This window comes from Bacteroides sp. 14(A) (genome assembly GCF_000526555.1).
Lineage (GTDB): Bacteria > Bacteroidota > Bacteroidia > Bacteroidales > Bacteroidaceae > Bacteroides > Bacteroides cellulosilyticus.
The window spans coordinates 1-16,840 of record NZ_JAGH01000003.1; the positions used below are offsets into that span (position 1 = coordinate 1).

The 16,840-nt window shown below is 41.0% G+C and carries 25 protein-coding genes and 2 pseudogenes; 10 read left to right on the plus strand and 17 right to left on the minus strand.

The window, feature by feature from the left end; all coding sequences use genetic code 11:
* Positions 1-216: 216 nt before the first annotated feature.
* The 12 genes from K429_RS29500 to K429_RS29515 form a co-directional block, all read right to left on the minus strand.
* Positions 217-501, minus strand: a complete 285-nt coding sequence (locus K429_RS29500; protein ID WP_052340671.1) for a hypothetical protein — start codon at positions 499-501, stop codon at positions 217-219.
* An 86-nt stretch (positions 502-587) separates the two neighbouring features.
* Positions 588-797, minus strand: coding sequence for a hypothetical protein (locus K429_RS30925; RefSeq protein ID WP_231501887.1), 210 nt, complete (start codon positions 795-797; stop codon positions 588-590).
* A gap of 146 nt (positions 798-943) precedes the next feature.
* Positions 944-1,192 (minus strand): hypothetical protein, encoded by a 249-nt coding sequence (locus K429_RS30930; RefSeq protein WP_231501888.1) that lies wholly within the window; start codon positions 1,190-1,192, stop codon positions 944-946.
* Positions 1,193-1,213: 21 nt separating this feature from the next.
* Complete coding sequence (locus tag K429_RS0118710; protein WP_155923441.1) at positions 1,214-1,618, minus strand: hypothetical protein; 405 nt, start codon at positions 1,616-1,618, stop codon at positions 1,214-1,216.
* Positions 1,619-1,833: 215 nt separating this feature from the next.
* Complete coding sequence (locus tag K429_RS0118720) at positions 1,834-2,172, minus strand: hypothetical protein (RefSeq protein WP_029327666.1); 339 nt, start codon at positions 2,170-2,172, stop codon at positions 1,834-1,836.
* Positions 2,173-2,292: 120 nt separating this feature from the next.
* Positions 2,293-2,505 carry a hypothetical protein gene (locus K429_RS30935; protein ID WP_231501889.1) on the minus strand — a complete coding sequence of 71 codons (213 nt, stop codon included), beginning with the start codon at positions 2,503-2,505 and terminating at the stop codon, positions 2,293-2,295.
* Positions 2,493-2,891: a hypothetical protein gene (locus tag K429_RS0118730; protein WP_029327667.1), complete on the minus strand. Its 399-nt coding sequence runs from the start codon at positions 2,889-2,891 to the stop codon at positions 2,493-2,495. The genes K429_RS30935 and K429_RS0118730 overlap by 13 nt, the downstream gene beginning before the upstream one ends.
* Positions 2,892-2,903: 12 nt before the next feature.
* The gene (locus K429_RS29505) at positions 2,904-3,578 is read right to left on the minus strand and encodes a hypothetical protein (protein ID WP_052340672.1); all 675 of its coding nucleotides are present in this window, start codon (positions 3,576-3,578) and stop codon (positions 2,904-2,906) included.
* Between the two features lie 154 nt (positions 3,579-3,732).
* On the minus strand, positions 3,733-4,101 hold the full coding sequence (locus K429_RS29510; RefSeq protein ID WP_052340673.1) for a hypothetical protein: 369 nt from the start codon (positions 4,099-4,101) through the stop codon (positions 3,733-3,735).
* Positions 4,102-4,186: 85 nt separating this feature from the next.
* Positions 4,187-4,462: a hypothetical protein gene (locus tag K429_RS0118740; protein WP_029327669.1), complete on the minus strand. Its 276-nt coding sequence runs from the start codon at positions 4,460-4,462 to the stop codon at positions 4,187-4,189.
* A gap of 90 nt (positions 4,463-4,552) precedes the next feature.
* On the minus strand, positions 4,553-4,765 hold the full coding sequence (locus K429_RS0118745) for a hypothetical protein (RefSeq protein ID WP_029327670.1): 213 nt from the start codon (positions 4,763-4,765) through the stop codon (positions 4,553-4,555).
* Between the two features lie 72 nt (positions 4,766-4,837).
* Entirely contained in the window at positions 4,838-5,065 is a 228-nt protein-coding gene (locus K429_RS29515; protein WP_155923442.1) for a hypothetical protein, read from the minus strand.
* Positions 5,066-5,623: 558 nt separating this feature from the next.
* Between K429_RS29515 and K429_RS31175 the strand changes: the two genes are divergently transcribed.
* The 5 genes from K429_RS31175 (at position 5,624) to K429_RS29520 (ending at position 10,164) form a co-directional block, all read left to right on the plus strand.
* Positions 5,624-6,166: a terminase large subunit domain-containing protein gene (locus K429_RS31175; RefSeq protein WP_255347653.1), complete on the plus strand. Its 543-nt coding sequence runs from the start codon at positions 5,624-5,626 to the stop codon at positions 6,164-6,166.
* 121 nt (positions 6,167-6,287) lie between these two features.
* The gene (locus tag K429_RS28950) at positions 6,288-7,244 is read left to right on the plus strand and encodes a hypothetical protein (RefSeq protein WP_369796092.1); all 957 of its coding nucleotides are present in this window, start codon (positions 6,288-6,290) and stop codon (positions 7,242-7,244) included.
* A complete protein-coding gene (locus tag K429_RS0118765; RefSeq protein WP_029327672.1) occupies positions 7,241-8,806 on the plus strand; it encodes a phage portal protein in 1,566 nt (521 codons plus the stop codon). The genes K429_RS28950 and K429_RS0118765 overlap by 4 nt, the downstream gene beginning before the upstream one ends.
* A complete protein-coding gene (locus tag K429_RS0118770; RefSeq protein ID WP_029327673.1) occupies positions 8,806-9,594 on the plus strand; it encodes a hypothetical protein in 789 nt (262 codons plus the stop codon). Before K429_RS0118765 ends, K429_RS0118770 begins: the two co-directional genes overlap by 1 nt.
* An 18-nt stretch (positions 9,595-9,612) precedes the next feature.
* Positions 9,613-10,164: a hypothetical protein gene (locus K429_RS29520; protein ID WP_029327674.1), complete on the plus strand. Its 552-nt coding sequence runs from the start codon at positions 9,613-9,615 to the stop codon at positions 10,162-10,164.
* 90 nt (positions 10,165-10,254) lie between these two features.
* Here K429_RS29520 and K429_RS0118780 read toward each other — a convergent pair whose 3' ends face one another.
* Genes K429_RS0118780 through K429_RS29525 form a run of 5 tightly spaced genes read right to left on the minus strand, consistent with a single transcriptional unit; the run spans position 10,255 to position 13,009 of the window.
* Positions 10,255-10,539, minus strand: coding sequence for a hypothetical protein (locus K429_RS0118780; RefSeq protein WP_029327675.1), 285 nt, complete (start codon positions 10,537-10,539; stop codon positions 10,255-10,257).
* Positions 10,540-10,592: 53 nt separating this feature from the next.
* Positions 10,593-10,784, minus strand: coding sequence for a hypothetical protein (locus K429_RS0118785; protein WP_029327676.1), 192 nt, complete (start codon positions 10,782-10,784; stop codon positions 10,593-10,595).
* The gene (locus K429_RS0118790) at positions 10,741-11,151 is read right to left on the minus strand and encodes a hypothetical protein (protein WP_029327677.1); all 411 of its coding nucleotides are present in this window, start codon (positions 11,149-11,151) and stop codon (positions 10,741-10,743) included. The genes K429_RS0118785 and K429_RS0118790 overlap by 44 nt, the downstream gene beginning before the upstream one ends.
* Positions 11,148-11,492 (minus strand): hypothetical protein, encoded by a 345-nt coding sequence (locus K429_RS0118795; protein ID WP_029327678.1) that lies wholly within the window; start codon positions 11,490-11,492, stop codon positions 11,148-11,150. Before K429_RS0118795 ends, K429_RS0118790 begins: the two co-directional genes overlap by 4 nt.
* Before the next feature lie 20 nt (positions 11,493-11,512).
* Positions 11,513-13,009: a phage/plasmid primase, P4 family gene (locus K429_RS29525; RefSeq protein WP_029327679.1), complete on the minus strand. Its 1,497-nt coding sequence runs from the start codon at positions 13,007-13,009 to the stop codon at positions 11,513-11,515.
* A gap of 694 nt (positions 13,010-13,703) precedes the next feature.
* Between K429_RS29525 and K429_RS30940 the strand changes: the two are divergent.
* The 5 genes and pseudogenes from K429_RS30940 to K429_RS0118820 all read left to right on the plus strand — a co-directional run.
* Positions 13,704-13,997 (plus strand): annotated as a pseudogene (locus K429_RS30940) (LPD29 domain-containing protein); the annotation flags it as partial.
* A 198-nt stretch (positions 13,998-14,195) separates the two neighbouring features.
* Positions 14,196-14,366: pseudogene (locus K429_RS30945) on the plus strand (fusion protein); the annotation flags it as partial.
* A 654-nt stretch (positions 14,367-15,020) separates the two neighbouring features.
* Positions 15,021-15,260: a hypothetical protein gene (locus K429_RS0118810; RefSeq protein WP_081750913.1), complete on the plus strand. Its 240-nt coding sequence runs from the start codon at positions 15,021-15,023 to the stop codon at positions 15,258-15,260.
* A 90-nt stretch (positions 15,261-15,350) separates the two neighbouring features.
* Positions 15,351-15,638 (plus strand): hypothetical protein, encoded by a 288-nt coding sequence (locus K429_RS0118815; protein ID WP_029327682.1) that lies wholly within the window; start codon positions 15,351-15,353, stop codon positions 15,636-15,638.
* A 170-nt stretch (positions 15,639-15,808) separates the two neighbouring features.
* Positions 15,809-16,741 (plus strand): tyrosine-type recombinase/integrase, encoded by a 933-nt coding sequence (locus tag K429_RS0118820; protein ID WP_029327683.1) that lies wholly within the window; start codon positions 15,809-15,811, stop codon positions 16,739-16,741.
* Positions 16,742-16,840: the final 99 nt, after the last annotated feature.

Genomic DNA, 16,840 nt, shown 5'->3' on the forward strand with positions numbered 1-16,840 from the left:
GAACAGCCTTAGGGGTTCGGTGAGACAGGGGTGCTTTTCCCCGATTGCCCACGCTGCGCCATAAAACTCTCTTGACGGATACGATTTACTTCCTCCCTCGTCATCGACTTTATCGTGTCCCTCATCTCGGTCAGATATATTGTAATCAAGAAATAGTCTTCCAGTTGTGCTTTTTTTTTACACATATCCACAAGCGGAAGAAGCTCCTTATCGCTGTTACTGCTTTACGTAATAGAACCACCGCCATAAGAGCCAATAGAAAAATTTTATTTTGAAATATCCATTCAACACCAATGCAGCAGCGCACTTTGCCGAAACCTTGTCTTCTTCTTTTTCTTCCAAAAAGATGTCCGTCACTTTACGCCTGGTACGGTTTCTCATCCAGCTTATACTGAATTTTCTGCCCCTTATCTTTACTATGTCTTTCTTGTTCTCAACAATTGAATTCAGAGCTTTTTCCTGCTCTGTAGTGGCTTCTTCCACTGTCTTTTTCTTTGCCATAAATAAATTTTTAAAAGAAGAAAGGCGGCGGCACACATACGCCACCGCCTTTAAACAGATATTCAATCACATGAAATAGGTACTCTTTATCCCTCGGAATCTTCAGTCTTCTCCAAAATGAATATTTCCACTTCTTCCGAATTTGCTTTGGGTGTTACGGTCACATTGAAGTATGCAGGGTTATCACCGTCAGCGGCAACCAGTGAAGAATACATTTCCACTTTAGGAAGTATGATTATAGTGCTTCTATCATTGCTTGGGAATATGAGAGAACCCAAAACCTTTTTGGGATTCATACTATATCCCTTGCCTTTATAAGTACTTCCGTCAATTAGACCGGAAGCGGCATTAACTGAAACATCCGCACCCGCAGCGGGTCTTTACAGTACCCATGAGCAATTCATTTATTTTTCCCGCTACGGAGGCTATTTGCAAAGAGATGTCACTGTCGCCTTTTACAGCCTTTGAAGTCCATATTCTTTCCCGTTGTCAATTTAATCTCTGTCACGTCAGCAGCTCCTGTGTCAAAGGAAATACCGTCTTCCAGCACTGGAAGCTCCATGTCCACAGTCAGAGCAGAAGCCGCAAGGTCGGTGGATTTTATTTCGGTACTTTTGTAATAAACCTCTTCAATGTCATTAAACAAAGTTTCAAGAGATGAAAGTTTGTCTGTAATAGTCATTCCTGCCATATTATTTTCTCCTATAATTTTTTATAATTCATTTGTATAACTATCCGTTGTGTTCACTATCAGTTTTGCCTGAACGAACCAGACTGTAAAGCCCAGCCCGTCATCTCCTTTCATAACCACGCGAGGCTTCGTCACCGAATACCTTCCGCCTTTCATGGGAAACTTCTCCATGAGAACGTCCGCCATTTCCTGCAACCGCTTTGTGTAAGCTACACCGTTTGCCCTGTTTCTAGCCATCAACTCAAACCGCATTGTAGTACTCTGGTATGCGTTCTGATCGTCCCACGAAACAGGAAACGAAACCACTACCATATCTTCCATCTGTTTCTGGGTAGCGGGCCTGTGTTCAGGAAATACATTCCTGCTCACGTCCGTTACGTTAGCACAGACATCTTTAAGAATATCGCTTATATAGTATCTCGTCACGTGTGCCATTTATTCTATCGGTCTTAAACTTTGGGCCAGAACCCTCGGAGAAATTTGAAAGGTCTCGGTCAGAACATTCAAGCCATACATGTCTTCCAGAAAATCGGAATACTCAGTTCCTGTACATATTACTATACCGTAACCCTTATAGACTTCCGGTTTGTAAGTCGTAAGAAAACCTCTTGGCTGTGGTATATCCATACATCTTGTCTGTTTCAACCACATCTTTCAGCCTTACAATCCTTTCTCTTCCTGTCATGTATTCCTCCACAATCGCCAACACCATCCTTTTTGTAGCTCAATTTCCTTCGGGTAGGATTAGGAAGATGATCCATATCTTTCAATGCAATCGTTCTTGCCAGTTTTCCTTTCTTGAAAATACCTACCATGTAAGAAGTGATAGTGTTTCCTGTAAGGTTTTGAAACTCCTTTGAAAACTCTGCGTCCACAAGTAACTTGTAAGAAGCATTCGTCAGAACGTCCATCATCTGTGTGTCCATCAGTTTCTTGAACGTCTTGAATCCTTCATTCAGAGCTTTCGTGTTCGTTCCCATATCCTTAGTTGCTAGCCATATTGAAATAAAACGTACTTCCCATTTCAGACGGGGCAAGGTCAGATATAACGTTTTTTCGTAAATGTACCGCTGTAATCCGTAAAGTCTATAAAGTCACCTTTATTCACTCCAAGTATCAAACCTGGAACGTCCCACAGCGTAATCACCTTTCAGCACATTATCAGTCTTGAAAGTACGAAGACTGTTGCTTCCATACTTCATACACTTACCCTCGTACAAAACCATTTCATTCCCGTCATTGAAAGAAGTTTCTCCCTCCATCCGGTAAATCTTGCACGTATGCGGAAAGCTTGGATTATTTACTTTCGCCATATCCTCATCCCCCTTGCAGTCATTCTGATAGTTGAACCTGTAGTATTCTCTCCATACCGCTTGTAGATGTCGTTAGCCATTGCGCGAAGGTTTCGTTTGTCGAATGCGGAACTCTGCGTTCCACCTTCCTTATGTTTCCAAACGCCATGGCTATCCTCTATGCTTCCCTTCACGCTTGGAGTGCTTGCGCACCACATATAAAGGTCAGCTTTGCACAACTCTTTTGTCCGTTTGTCAAGTTCCGTCACATCTGTACCCGGAAGGAGGCCACGGTCTATTAGTATAGTGCTTATAGCGCTATCGTCTACATCAAACCCGACACAACCACGGAGATAACCTTCAATGGTTGTGTCAAGTACTACTGTATTTTGAGAATTATCATTCATTTCACTTTGCCTTTAAGCTGTAACAGTATAGATACACATATACTGCGGCATCTGCGGAACACAAAGGACCGCCATTTCGCTCTCTATGTACATCGTTCTTGTCTTGCTCTCGTATCTCTGTGTCAACAGCGTACGGCCTCCGTCAAACCATGCGATTCTCTCCGTTGGGTCATCAGCAAGTACAATCGGCTGTACGGCCTTAATAGTACCCAATTGACCGTCCGGTACGAATGATACATTCAACGGATCGAAATTCTCGATATTAACAGGCTTGATTTCTTTTGCGTCTTCGTCGAATTTCTCTACAGCCGCAATGCTGTCTCTCGGAACGATAGGACAACCCACCAAAGCTTCGAAAGCCGATTTTTTGGCTTCATCACTCATGTTCTGTGCATATTGTGCACCTACAGTATCAGGCTTGGTAGCACTGGCCGCTTGCGGATATAAGGACAATCCGATACGTGACAGTACCTTAGTGTGAGTCAATAAATCATCCCAAAGATCACTGGCTATTTCAAAATGCCCATTAGGGAATCCGAGCTTTCTCATCGCTTTTCTCTTGTTCTTTAAGAACAGGATAGGATCGGAAGTAGAGCCTTCGTTTGCAGGCAAATGGTCAGAGGTGGTCCACCATCTTGCTGTACCCGTAAGAGTTTCCTTGTTTGCAGAAGGTACACCAAAGTTCAAAGGTAAGTCCCTTCAAGCCTCTCGGATTATTCTCCAAGTCAATGGTAAACTGTCCTTTGGAAACGATACGCATACCGTTGATGTGTCAACGCATTTCTGTTACCCGCAAGCAGCTTGTCCGTACTGTCAAACATAAGATTTCGGATAGAAATCTCTAGCTTCCTTGCGTCATAGCAGCTTCTCCAAAACGTTGGATCATTATCATCTGCTCGCGTAACATCTTGGCACTGATTGGATAACGGTGCTTCTGGGTAGGAATCTTGTTTGAACCGATGTTGAATTTGCCGAAACTTTTGTCAAGTCCTTCGGAAGCTTCATCAACATATACGGGTAACGTTGCGATATTAAGTGAACTGATTAGCTGTTCATAGGTATAATCAAGCTGGATTTCATTATCCCAGTCAAAACCGTCCACATTAAGCACATTGTACTTATCATTGAAACGGTCTACGAAACTTTGAAACTGAGCGTTTCCAAGTCCGAAAGTCAGTAGATCATAATAGTTCTTCACATTTGTTCTCATCTGTTTACCTCCTTATTTTTCGTGAATGGGAACAATCATCGGCAGTACCGCTAATACCTCATCGGGAATTTCTTCTGCCAGACGGTCAATATAAATCTCTCCTGCAAAAACTACTGCGCCCGTAGCATACGGAAGACTCCAGGTCCGCATCTACATACACGTCATGGTACAGAAGCCCCTTTATGGTGGAAGGTTCTACAGTACCGGACTCTTGTGTGGCAGTTTTTACTTCGCTCGCCTTGACAATGGTAATTTCACCTTTTGCCTGGTCGAACTTGCACATTGAGCCGGAAGGTATGACAGAGCCTATATAGGTAGAGATATTCTTAATATTTCCACCTACAGGAAACTGCCCTTTCACTTCGTGCCAAATGTTTTTGCCGCCCCCATATTCCTTGGAGGTCTTGCCAATACATTTCCTAGTGTACTCATTTCTTAATGGATTTTAGTTTTACTTCTTTTCAGGGAATTTCCCCTCTTTCGCTTTGCGATTGAAAAAATCATCAAGCTCCTTCTCGTACTCCTTGCTATCGGGTGAAGCGGTTCCTCCACCACCATAAGGAGTGGCACCTTCTCCAAGATAGGATTTGAGGCGCTCTTCGTATAGCTTCTTGGCTGATTCGGTCAGCTGGGTATCATCCATGCCATCCGCAATTTCCACCATTTTCACTACATCGTTCCAAAGTGACTTGGTTAGATACTTTCAACTCTTGCCCCTTTTCCAAAACCGAGTTTCTCAGCATGTCCATGGAAGATTTTTTCTTCTCATCGGCAGTGCTTTTTCCAGGGCTTCCAGACGCTTGGTTATCGCATCGTCAGCTAAGGGAGTAGTATTGGGCTTCGGATTGGGATTTTGTGGGGATGCAAAGTTTTTCTTCGCTTCCTCCACTGCTTCGGCAACATCATGGTTGTACTGCCCTTCAAGGGTTTTCAGCACCTCTGTATGCAATGCCCCAATAAGCATCGTCCGGTTCTGTCCCCTCTGAGGGCAAATGTTTTCCCACGTATGTTTCCAGTGTTTTCTGAGAGAAACTAGTTTTTCCAAGCTTCTCAGTCAGAGTGGATAAGATTTTTTCTTTTTCCATAGGTTTTGAATAAAAAATAGAGCTGCATCAGAGGTTTTTCCTCCAATACAGCTCTATCGGCTTTATATATTTAAAATTCTTATTTCGTTCCTGTCACATCAACTTTGATATAACTCCTGCATCGCCTGCATTGAATACGAAGCATGATTACTCCATTCAAGTATCTGACTTCACCCATTTTTTGTCCACATATCGGGCATGTAACCATTTGTAATGTTTCTTCCTTTATACAAGAGTCATCTAATGAAGTCCTTACTTTTATCATACTTTACTGATTATGTTGCAAATATAAAAAGCTTATTGCAAATTTCAAACAAAAAATACGTTTATTTTCTATGAAAGTTTAGATAATATACATATATTTGCAAATATAACCAAGCCAAAGAGCTGTATTAGTGAGCATTATTGCCCGCCGATACAGCTCTTTTTTCGTGTATATGGAACTGATAGACAAAAAGTTGACAACAAAAGATGGATGTGAGGTGCTGGATTGCGATTATGTTCAATCTCTTCGCGATACAGACAAGAAACGTCCTAATCACTTAAAAATAATAGCTCAACTTGGAGGACAGGAAAAGCTTCTGTCCACCAACGCCGACATAACCATATACGGAGGAATGAGGGGCGGGGGAAAAAGCTACGCCTTACTTATGGAGGCCCTAAAGGACGTTAAGAATAAATTCTTTCGTTCCGTTGTCATGCGCCACGAGATAAACGACCTTTCCGATATTATAGAAACGTCATACCAGATATATGTCCAGTACGGAAAATACAACAAATCCAAGAATGATATGACATGGAACTTCGACAAAGGCGGTTTCCTCGAGTTCTCTTACCATGCCGACAGCGTTGAGGACTTCAAGACACGATTTCAGGGGCATCAATATTCTTACGTAGGCGTTGATGAAATAACGCACATGGACTACCCTAAGTTCAAGTATATGATTACCTGTAACCGTAACGCGTTTTCATATACGTAACCGGTTCATAGGCACATGCAACCCCGATCCGGACAGCTGGGTAGCTAAATTTATAGAATGGTGGATAGGCGATGACGGATTTCCAATACCTGAAAGAGACGGAGTAGTACGATATTGTTTCATGGACGGGGAAAACGTAAGCAGCATCTACTGGGGAGACACCCGGGAAGAAGTATATCAGCAATGCCGGGAGATAATCGACAAATATTACAAGCCGGAATATGCGGAATACGGCTCACCACAAGAACTTTTTATAAAGTCAGTGGCATTTATTGAAGGAAAACTTTCCGACAACAAGCAGCTTCTCCGATCAGACCCCACCTATCTTGCCAACCTCGCCAACCAATCCGAAGAACAGCGTGCCCGTGATCTCGACGGCAACTGGAAATACCGCTCAGTAGGTGACGATATGATAAAGCTTCAGCACATGGAAAACTTCTATCATGCCCCTTATAAGCAAGGCGATAATGTCCGCAGGGTGTCATGTGATGTGGCTTTTGAAGGAGGTGACAACATGGTGATGGTGCTATGGGTGGGATGGCACATTCAGGACATATACGTATGTCAGTTCAATTCCCGAATGGCAGTCAATGCAGTAAAATCAAAACTCAATGAATGGCATGTGAGAGAAGAGAACTTCACATATGACCTCAACGGTTTGGGACAAGCATTCAAAGGATTTTTCCCGAAAGCGATACCGTTCAACAACCGTGAAGCTGTCACCGATGAGTTCAAGGGAATTTACGCCAACCTCAAATCACAAGCTGCATATCTTTTTGCCGATAAACTTATTAACTGCGAAATTTCAATAAACGAAAATCTGATAGACAAGAAATTTAACGGCACACCGCTTTCCCTCATTCTTAACAAAGAAAGAAAAGCTATAAGACAAAGCATAAACGAGGCTGACAAAGGTTTCTCACTCATAAAGAAAGTGGAAATGAAATCCATTGTAGGACACTCACCGGACTTCATTGAAGCCATGCTTATGCGTATGATATTTGAAATAAAGAAAACCGCTCACGTAAAACCAAGATTAGCCAGAATAGTCAGACCATTTAACCGCTATAGAAGATGAATACCAAAGAAGTAAAAACTAAAAGACCGTGGAAGAAAATACTTCCCAACGGAAATTCTCATGGCACTTTTACAGCATCCACAGAGGTGCCTATGCCTTTTGATGACATAGCTTTCAGCATAGTGACACAAGCGGATTTTCTCCGTGAATATTATCCAAGCGGCCATGCCATAAATGATCCTACGGTATATCCGGATATCACTCGTGAGGAACTTGTACCTGTACTTGATGCGGAAGGAAATGATACCGGAAAAACGAAAAGCCGTTACTATACTGAATTTGTTCCCCGATACGCATTTGCTTTCCAGCAAATAATCAAGATAAAGCAGATGGTGCATCTGTGCGGAAACGACATACAGTTTGAACTATGCAGTCCTAAACCTTCTCAGAAAGATATGGATATATTTAACATATACCGTGAAGGATGGCTGAAAAAAAACATGGAAATAGCTTTTTTTGATGCTGCAAATTCCGTAAAGACCACAGGAGATACGGCTTTTCTTGGATATTTAGACAATGGAGTGTTCGGGCATAAGGTATTGTCGTTTGCCAATGGAGATACACTCTATCCGCATTACGACTCAATCACCGGAAAACTTCGCCTCTTTGCCCGCTCGTTTAATGATACCGACAATAACGGAGGAACGACAACGGAATGGTTGGAAGTATGGGATAAAACTTATATGTACCGTTTCAAACGCAACGGAGAAGCCGCAAAGACATTTAAGGACAAGATTCTTGGTCTCTTTGGAGTAGATGGATATTCTTTAGTAGAAAAACGCCCACATGGGTTCCCTTTCATTCCTGTGGCCTACCATCGAGACGAAGACGGAGCTTGTTGGAGTGCATCTCAAGACAGCATAGATGCTTACGAAATGTCATTTTCGCAAATGGCACATAACAACCAGGCATTTGGAGAGCCAACCCTTGTGTTTCAAGGTGAAGGAGATAGGCTTGATGCTCAATATGATGCTAACGGTACAATTAAGACGCTTTCAATGGGTACAGATGATAAAGTGTCCTATTTAAGTGCCCAAAGCGCATCTGAAAGTTACATGAAGCAACTCGATACGCTCTACAAGATGATATTTACCCAATCTTTCATAGTTGAACCTCCAGAACTAAAATCAGGAGATTTACCGGCGGCAGCATTAAAAATCCTCTATTCTCCGGCTGTTGAGAAAGCTATGAACGATGCTCCCAAATACCAAAAGTTCCTTGATGACATGGTAGCCATATTCTCCTATGGTTACGGAATGGAAATGAAAAAGACCATCGATTTTACCAATCTCAATATGAAATGGTGGATAGAGCCGTATGTACATGTGAACACGTCCACTGTCATTTCTGACCTTGCAACTGCTGTACAAAATGGTTTCTGTTCCAGACAAACTGCATCCGAACGTATAGAAACTTTATATACCACTAATGGAGAATGGGACAGGATCGTCCGGGAAAAGAAAGAAGAACAGCAAGCCGACCTTCTCTTTGAACTAAAGACAGCTAAAGCGAATAAGACAGAAGGAAACCAAGTCACCGTAGAAGAGGGAGTGAAAGCCTAATGAGATATCCGTCAGACAGAGAAATAGAGGAAGCGAAGGATTATATCCGCCAGAGGCTGCAAGCTGAAAAAAGCATGGGGAGAAATCTCCGTACCGCTATGCTCCGTGCTGCTGAAAGAATAATATCCATATCCCACAAATACGGCATACCTCCAAAGATGTTCCGCTTTTCCTTAGACCTGAATCTGAAGCACGAGGTGGAAGCTGTCATTTCTGATTTGCGAGCCACTATCGAAGACTACACTTCAACCCTTTCTGTAGCCACTCACAATGATAAGGAAGAAGAGATATTAGCATATATCACACGCAACTCATACGGAAAAACATTTGGTGAACGTAACGCCATATATGCCAACCGATACAAGTATGAGCTGGAAGCCGCCATCGCCGCATCTATGCTTGCGGGAACATCGAAAGCTGCCACCCTTCAACTCATATCCAAAAACCTGGAACACCCGTACGACAATCCAGACTTTATAGAAGCAGTCAAAGCAGGAGATATGAACGCCACACGCATACGGACCGATAGTATAAGCTACGGGATAGGACGAACCAATAGCAGTTTCACGGCCCTCCGTAATCTGACCGTATTTGCGGTGGCAGAAGGTTGGATGAAATATTGGTACCTATCGGGAACAGAGAAGGGCGCAAAAGGTTTTATTACTTTCCGATCCAGTAGCTTTCCCTGCCAGACATGTGACGAATATGCTATGCGGACTCATCCTATGTCAGACCCGTATCCACCACTTCACAATAATTGCGTATGTGGAATGGCGTTTATCTATTAACCTAAAATACAAGAAAATATGCTCAAATATTCAAAACGATTCATTAACGAAACCAAGAGATACAACATATCCGTATTGGAACGCGCAATGGCAGACATGATAATGATGGGCTGGGATGCTACTGAAGCTTTTATTGCTACCGGCCAGTACAAGCCTACCCTTGCCGATGAATGGAACAAGCAGCAGATAGACAAGATCATCAACGACCCCAACATTCTTACCTATATGCAATCTAAGCAAAAGGCAATTCGATTGGGACGTTTCAAGAAAATACCGACCTCGTGCGATAAGGACGAGAAAGAAGAAACCGAAGATGATTTTACCGGAAAGTTCCGCGACAAGAACGAAGTTCTCAATGCCCTCGTCGCCACAGTCAAAGACCTAAAAGGCAAAGACCGCGCTGATGTTCTTATGAAAATAGCCGACCTCCAGCAGATGAAAAAGGAAGAAACAATAGAAGAAGACAATACCGTCCATTTCTATCTTCCAATCTCCTGTAAGTCATGCTCTCTATACATGAAAGCTAAAAACAAGAAAGCACAGCTGGAAACAAACAATGAAGAAGGATAGCTTATCCGTAACCGGAAAAAGTTTAGGGGCACGGTGTACATAGAATACTCCCGTGCCCCTCTTTATTATTTCATTCGATAAAATTACCTGCTATTTTAAAATAGCCACACACCCAATCACAAGAACTATCAGAGAAATCAGTGCGGTTACAATTCCTGTTATCGCAGCCCACTTGCTCCAATTAACAGGATTGAATAAATATGGGTTATCATACAGATACATCTTGCCTTGCTTGGTCAGCCTTATACCACATACTTTGCCATTGGTAAGGAACGAGCATTTCACAAGGCCTGCCTTTTTTAGAGAGCTTGCAGCTAGCGCATATTTGTCATACGGAATATCACTAGGTACATCCGTAAATCCTGCGTCAAGCATCCGCAACACTTTTTTTTTCGGTCTTAGACAGCTTTATCCGTTCCATTTCACTTTCATAGTTTAACCCTCAGTTCCACTACATACCTAAAATCCGTCTCTTTTCCCATGTTGTCATATACAGGTTGCCGGATAAACCCTATTTCATCCACAATAAGCCCCGTATTCCTCTCATACGTAGTCATCATACCGGAAATGTCCTTCTCAATTTCCGCTTTCAGGGCTTTCGCTTTTTCTATTTCCCCCATTTTCTCCCTCCATTTCCTTTTTCATCTCATATTTAGTACGTTCCTCCGCAAGAATTTTGGCATCTTCCTCGTCACTGACCGATTCGGCTTTCACGCGATCAATAGCCCGTACAACAACTTGAACTACATCATTCTGAAACTCAGCGTCAAGAAGTGTAGCAACAGCGAATACGTTATTGAAAATAACACCTACGCCCGACTTGTCCTCCTTCAGCACATTGTCAAGCAGTCCATACATCATGCTGTCAATCCTATACATGAATCTGAATATGCCGCCCGAAGCACGAACCTCCATGAAATCTACTCCGTCCATCTCCACCTTTTCGACAATCCAGTTGCCAATCTGTAACTTTTCTCCGTCTTTCATAAACTATTATTTATATAATTAATAATTCTATACTCTACATCGTTCCCCTGTATATTTACATATAAAGGAGTATTAAAATACTTGTCATCTATAAACCCATCCTTTGTCAGGAGCTTTTCAATAAATGTTCTCCTTAAGAAGCTACCACCGTGAGGCACTACTATAATGCCCCCATTCTCCGATTCTATTTTCAAGAAAATATCCGATTGCTCTTTCTCTGAAAACCCACTTATATCCGTGACTCCATATTTTACAGCCAATGAACCTATATTGTATCCGTATTTTACGCTATCGGAATGACAATATTGAGTAAACAATCCTATATTGTATATAGTTATCATACCTTGTCTATATTAAAGTTCTACATATCCTCCGCGTCATACTCCACGTCCCCGTTATACCCGTCAAAATCCATGTCCATGTCAGATACAATAGGAACAGGAGTCTTCAATTCCTTCTCGTTACATCCGAAAACCTTGTAAATAATGCCCTTGGAATCCCTTCTCCTGCTCATCTTACCGAATCCCAGTTTCGTAAGCTGCTTTCCAAAGTCCTGCATGCTTACACTTTCAAAGCCGTTGGCTTCCGCATAACGCACCATATCGTTATACATGTCTGAAGACCTTAACCACGTGAATAACTCGCCCTTGGCATTGGCGGAAGGTCTTACCCCGCGTGCAAAAGCCCAAGAGAAAGTTATGTTGCTTTCCCCCATTACTATAAGCTTCTGCTTCTCCGAGTTCTCGCTCTTCGGAAAGACAAACCTTCTTTGCTTTAAATATTTCCCGCCTCTGATAATCCAATTCAATATACCAGGATATTCCTGCTTCAAATCATCTGCAAGATGCTTGTTCTGCATCTCTTCTGGGATGACATTCTCAAACATCACATACAAGAAACGCCTGAAATATCCATAGCTCGTATCCGAAGCCTTCGGGAGATTGTTCATGTTGAATATCATCCAAGGGACATTCCGCACCTCATAGACATTCCCTCCGATATTCCGACCATAAACCATCTCTCCTGAGCATAACGTCTTGAACGCGTCCTCATACCCCGATATGTCCCGCGCTTGTATCTCCGGGCACATGTTAACCAACTTGCCGTCAATCCTGGCAATATTCCTCAACCTCTCGTCACCTCCCTTGATCAAAGACAACAATCCCATAGAGGAAACATTCTCCCTGCCGAATATCCCCGTTATCGTCTCGTATATCACAGACTTGCCGTTGCTACCAGTACCGAACAGCATAAGGCAGTTCTCAACCTTGTCTATCATCTTCCCCCTGTCAAACGTACACAGTCCCAAGTACATTTGCAATATCAACCTGCTATCCTTCTCCGGCAAGACAGTCCGCAAGAAAGACTGCCACATCGGACACTTCGCACTGGGATCATACTCATAAGGATGCTTGTATATAACGTGATACTTGGCATCAAAAGGACGCAATTCCCCATCCGTGAAGTCAACCACACCGTTAACATAAGCCTTGATATGGAATACCGGACAGAACGGATTATTGATACGGATAGAAAGACGAGCCTCGTCCTGGAACTTCTTTGATGAATAATGCAAAATCCTACTGCTTACCCGCATGCGAATCAACCACTCCTCGATAGCCTTGCCTATCAACTCAGGATTGACCGGCTCGTAAATCTCACCAGTAAACAGGTAATAACAGCCATGAAGATAACAGAAATCACTATTTGCCATGATCTTAAACACAAGACTCTTGATTATCATAGAAGATTCGGCAAAGTCGGAACCCGAAGAAAAACGGGCAAAAACATTCTCGTCAGAAAGAGTGCATAATTTAGTGACTATTAAATGCAGTATATGGTCATAATAACTATTCATATAAAAAGTGCTTGAATATTAAATAATTATAAGAATATCAGTTAACGTAATGCATAAAAACAAGCGTTTTATAGAAATATATATCGCATATATTAACTTGTATTTTCTACAAAAATACTGATTATATACACAATATACAATATTATCATTAATTTATTTTATATCAAGGATATATAATATGTAGTATAAAAAATAACATATACAGGAAATGAATAATAACCATACATATTAAAGCGTAACAGAATTAATTTAATTGCATATACAACTAAATAATCAATATAACAAGAAACAAACGGGAAAAATAAAAAAATAAAATAAAAATTTTGAGCGATAATCATTTGCCTTTTTGGTAATAAAATACCACCCCGGGGTGGGGTATTCGTGTTGTAAATATTATACTAATAATATTCATAAAACACCCTTTTTAGGTCATATAAAGCACATTTACACCATTTTTAGGTATCTACTGTTTATATATTTAACTACCCATTTTAATGATAAATATTATTTTCACTTTCTCGTGAATATTATATCTATAATATTATAACAGGCAAAGATAACTCACTACATTTGCAATACCAAAGGGATGGGGATAGTTACATATACAACCAAAACATATACATAACCTACACTGTCATTCTTTTGGTTTTAAACGATGATATTATTAACGATTAAAATAACGATTATGAAAGCAATGAATTTCTACACGAGTAACGGTTGGTCTGGTTCAAACTATGACAGCAAATTATCTACAAAGGAAATAGCCGCAAAGGTTAGAGCTTATGCAAAGAAGAATTTTCCTAGTTTTAAATTCTCTATTCGTTCAGAGTGGAGCATGTACACAGATTCTATGTGTATCGAGTTAAAGGCAGGCGCTTGTGTTCCTTTTGTTGAAGGTTCAAGAAGTGCGGAACGCGGTTATATGTCCACAATGTCCACCGTTAAGGGTTGGGAAGATGAATTAACTCCGGAAGTGTTCGCGGTTCTTGATGCTGTTGCGACGTATGCAAGTTCTTTCCGTTATGATGATAGCGACGGAATGCAAGACTATTACGATACTAATTTTTATCTTAGTATAAAGGTTAGTAATGAATACCAGATTGTAGAACCTAAAGAGAAGAAGAACGCACTAAAACAGGAAAAAGAAAATGCTTCCAATATGGTAGAACCTGTTGCCGTTGAAGGTCTGGAGATAGTGGACTATTCCGAAAAAGCTATTGCGGTGTTCGGTGACACGAAAGCTATCAAGGAGCAATTAAAGGAATTGGGCGGACGCTTTAACCCGTCTTTAAATTATGAAGGCGAAAAGCGTTCCGGATGGATATTTAGCAAGAAGCAGGCGGATAAGGTTAAAGAACTGGTAAAGGCTACAGAATTGCCGGAACTTACAGAGGAAACACGGGAAAATAACACCCCGTTAGTTATTGACGACTACACTAAATACTGTTGTGTGGATTATCCGACAACATCCGAAGAACTGGACGGGTTTAAATTGGGTGAAGTCGTTTATGATCAGATCGGAGAAATAGGCGTTATATTGGCTTTTAACGAAAAAAACGGGACCGCTCGGTTAAATTCAAATGGTTGTTGCAATGTCGGTAATTTGAAGAAGTGCCCGAAAACTATTGCGGAAAAAGAAGTTAGGTACATGGATATAATACGCCCTGAGAAATCATCTACAAGTCATAACGTTGAAGCCTATGAAAAGAAAGTAACTGGGAGACGTTACACTGTCAAGGATAAGCCGTTAATGCTTGGATATTACGGAATAGTGGATAATTTGGATAATTGTATTATAGATTACTATTCGACTAAAGAGGAAGCCGAAAGAGGGGCCGAATACCTGAACGCGCATGTAGACGATAACGGGCGATTAAGGAAAGCCATCTAAATAACTATCATATGTTTTGTTTGATGCTGTTATTGTTCGGTGCTGTCCTGTTTATCAGCGGCACCGATATAGAGAAGATAAGGGAGTTTATAATTGATAGATCAGATAAATTTTAATATTATGGAACTTGTATTTAATGTTAAAGGCTTCAGTTACGATAAGCTTAAAGAAGTAAAAGGGAGTGAATGGAGAAAGTTCATAGGTTACTGCAAAAACAAAGAGAATGGCGTTTCAACCCCTGAAAAGGTTATCTGTCCCCGTAAGATTTTCGCGTTTCATCAAGCGACTAATTGCGGTGTAATTCCTTCCGTTAATGTTGCCATACGTCGCGGTTATTGTCGTTTAGAGTTTACTCTATAACACTAAAATGGATATGCAAGAGCAATTAAGAATATACATTACATCTTTAAATAACAAATTACTGATATCAATAGAGGAAGGAAGAAAATTATGAGCTGGAAACCAAGTCGAAGTTCTGGATGTGGCTTTGATAATGCCAAAATCCGAGAGGAGAAATATAGAAAAGAATTAAATACGTTGATGAGTGATCCTCAAGCAAATATACAAAAAGTTTCTAAATCTTATTATCATTTACTTATCTCATTACGAGATCAGCAGAATTACTTTGGAGGAAATTATTCTATTAAATTTGGTTTTTTAATTCCCTATATATGGCTAGAAAAGATGAGAAATCATAAAGAACTATGTTATAAACCGTTACGGGAATTTATTCAATAAAGAAATAAGGAGGAATGATATGTATTTAGGTTTTATACTTTGGCTGATTTTTATTTTCTTTCTATGTTGCGGCGCAAGTGGATGTATAGGTTTTATCCTTCTTGTATGGACATTGGGGGGTAATTATTACTGTTATCTTATGCAAGAAAAGAATAGTTAAAGATTAGGCTATGGAATTGAATGAATTGAATAAGATTCTTTTCGGCTCCAAGATAAGCCGGGAAGGAATGGAAAGAATGAATAAGTTAGGCTTGTTGCCTGAGTTGTTCGATATAAAGGACTGGAAAAATACCTTTTGCGGGAGGTTCATTTGCAAATATCCGAAATATTACGGTATCATAACCAAGATGCAAAAACTGTTGGGCCGGCTTCCAGAATGGGAAGACTTTACAAAAAGCAATATAGATGACATCTTGAGTCTTTTTTCGTCTTGCTCACCAAGTTCCATACGGACATATACGGCAATGCTAAAGGCTGTATTAAATGACGGAAAAGACGAATTCGTTTTGCCTTATCCGAAATTTGCCGAACGGTTAAATGTCAAGGGAACGCCATCCGTCAACGTTTATCTCAACCTGGATGAACTTTCAAGACTTGAACAATACCGACCGAAGAATGAGAAAGAGAATATTGTCTTGGCTCAGTTCTTGATAGGTTGTTATACGGGTGCCCGACATTCGGATATACTTGAAATGACAGGAGAGAACATCCAAGGAGGTTATATAACATACGTAAGCAAGAAAACGAATATAGCTGCAACCATTGAAGCAAAACCAATACTTAAAAAGCTGTTGCCGATTGCCGGGAAGCGGAAATATGTAGATGCATGTTTTAACGATACTATACGGGATATTTGCCGGGAGTGTGATATCAATGGAAAGATAAAGCTATTCCGCAGGGGAAAGAATGAGACGGGTGAAAAATGGCAGTTTGTCGCATCCCATACCGCACGAAGAAGTTTTGCAACCAATTTAGCGGAACTAGGTGTTCCGTTACTCCAGATTGCCAAAAGGATGGGCCATTCAGACATTAAGATGACTCAAAATTACGTTGTGTGTGGCACTGGGAAACTGAATGAAAAGGCGAGCGCATTTTTTATGTAGTAATGAGGTAGGCTGTATCTTATAAGTCGGTAGCTGATCTTTGACGTATTGGATTTACCGCTTAATGTTATACAACATACAAATATTTGTATTGTTCCC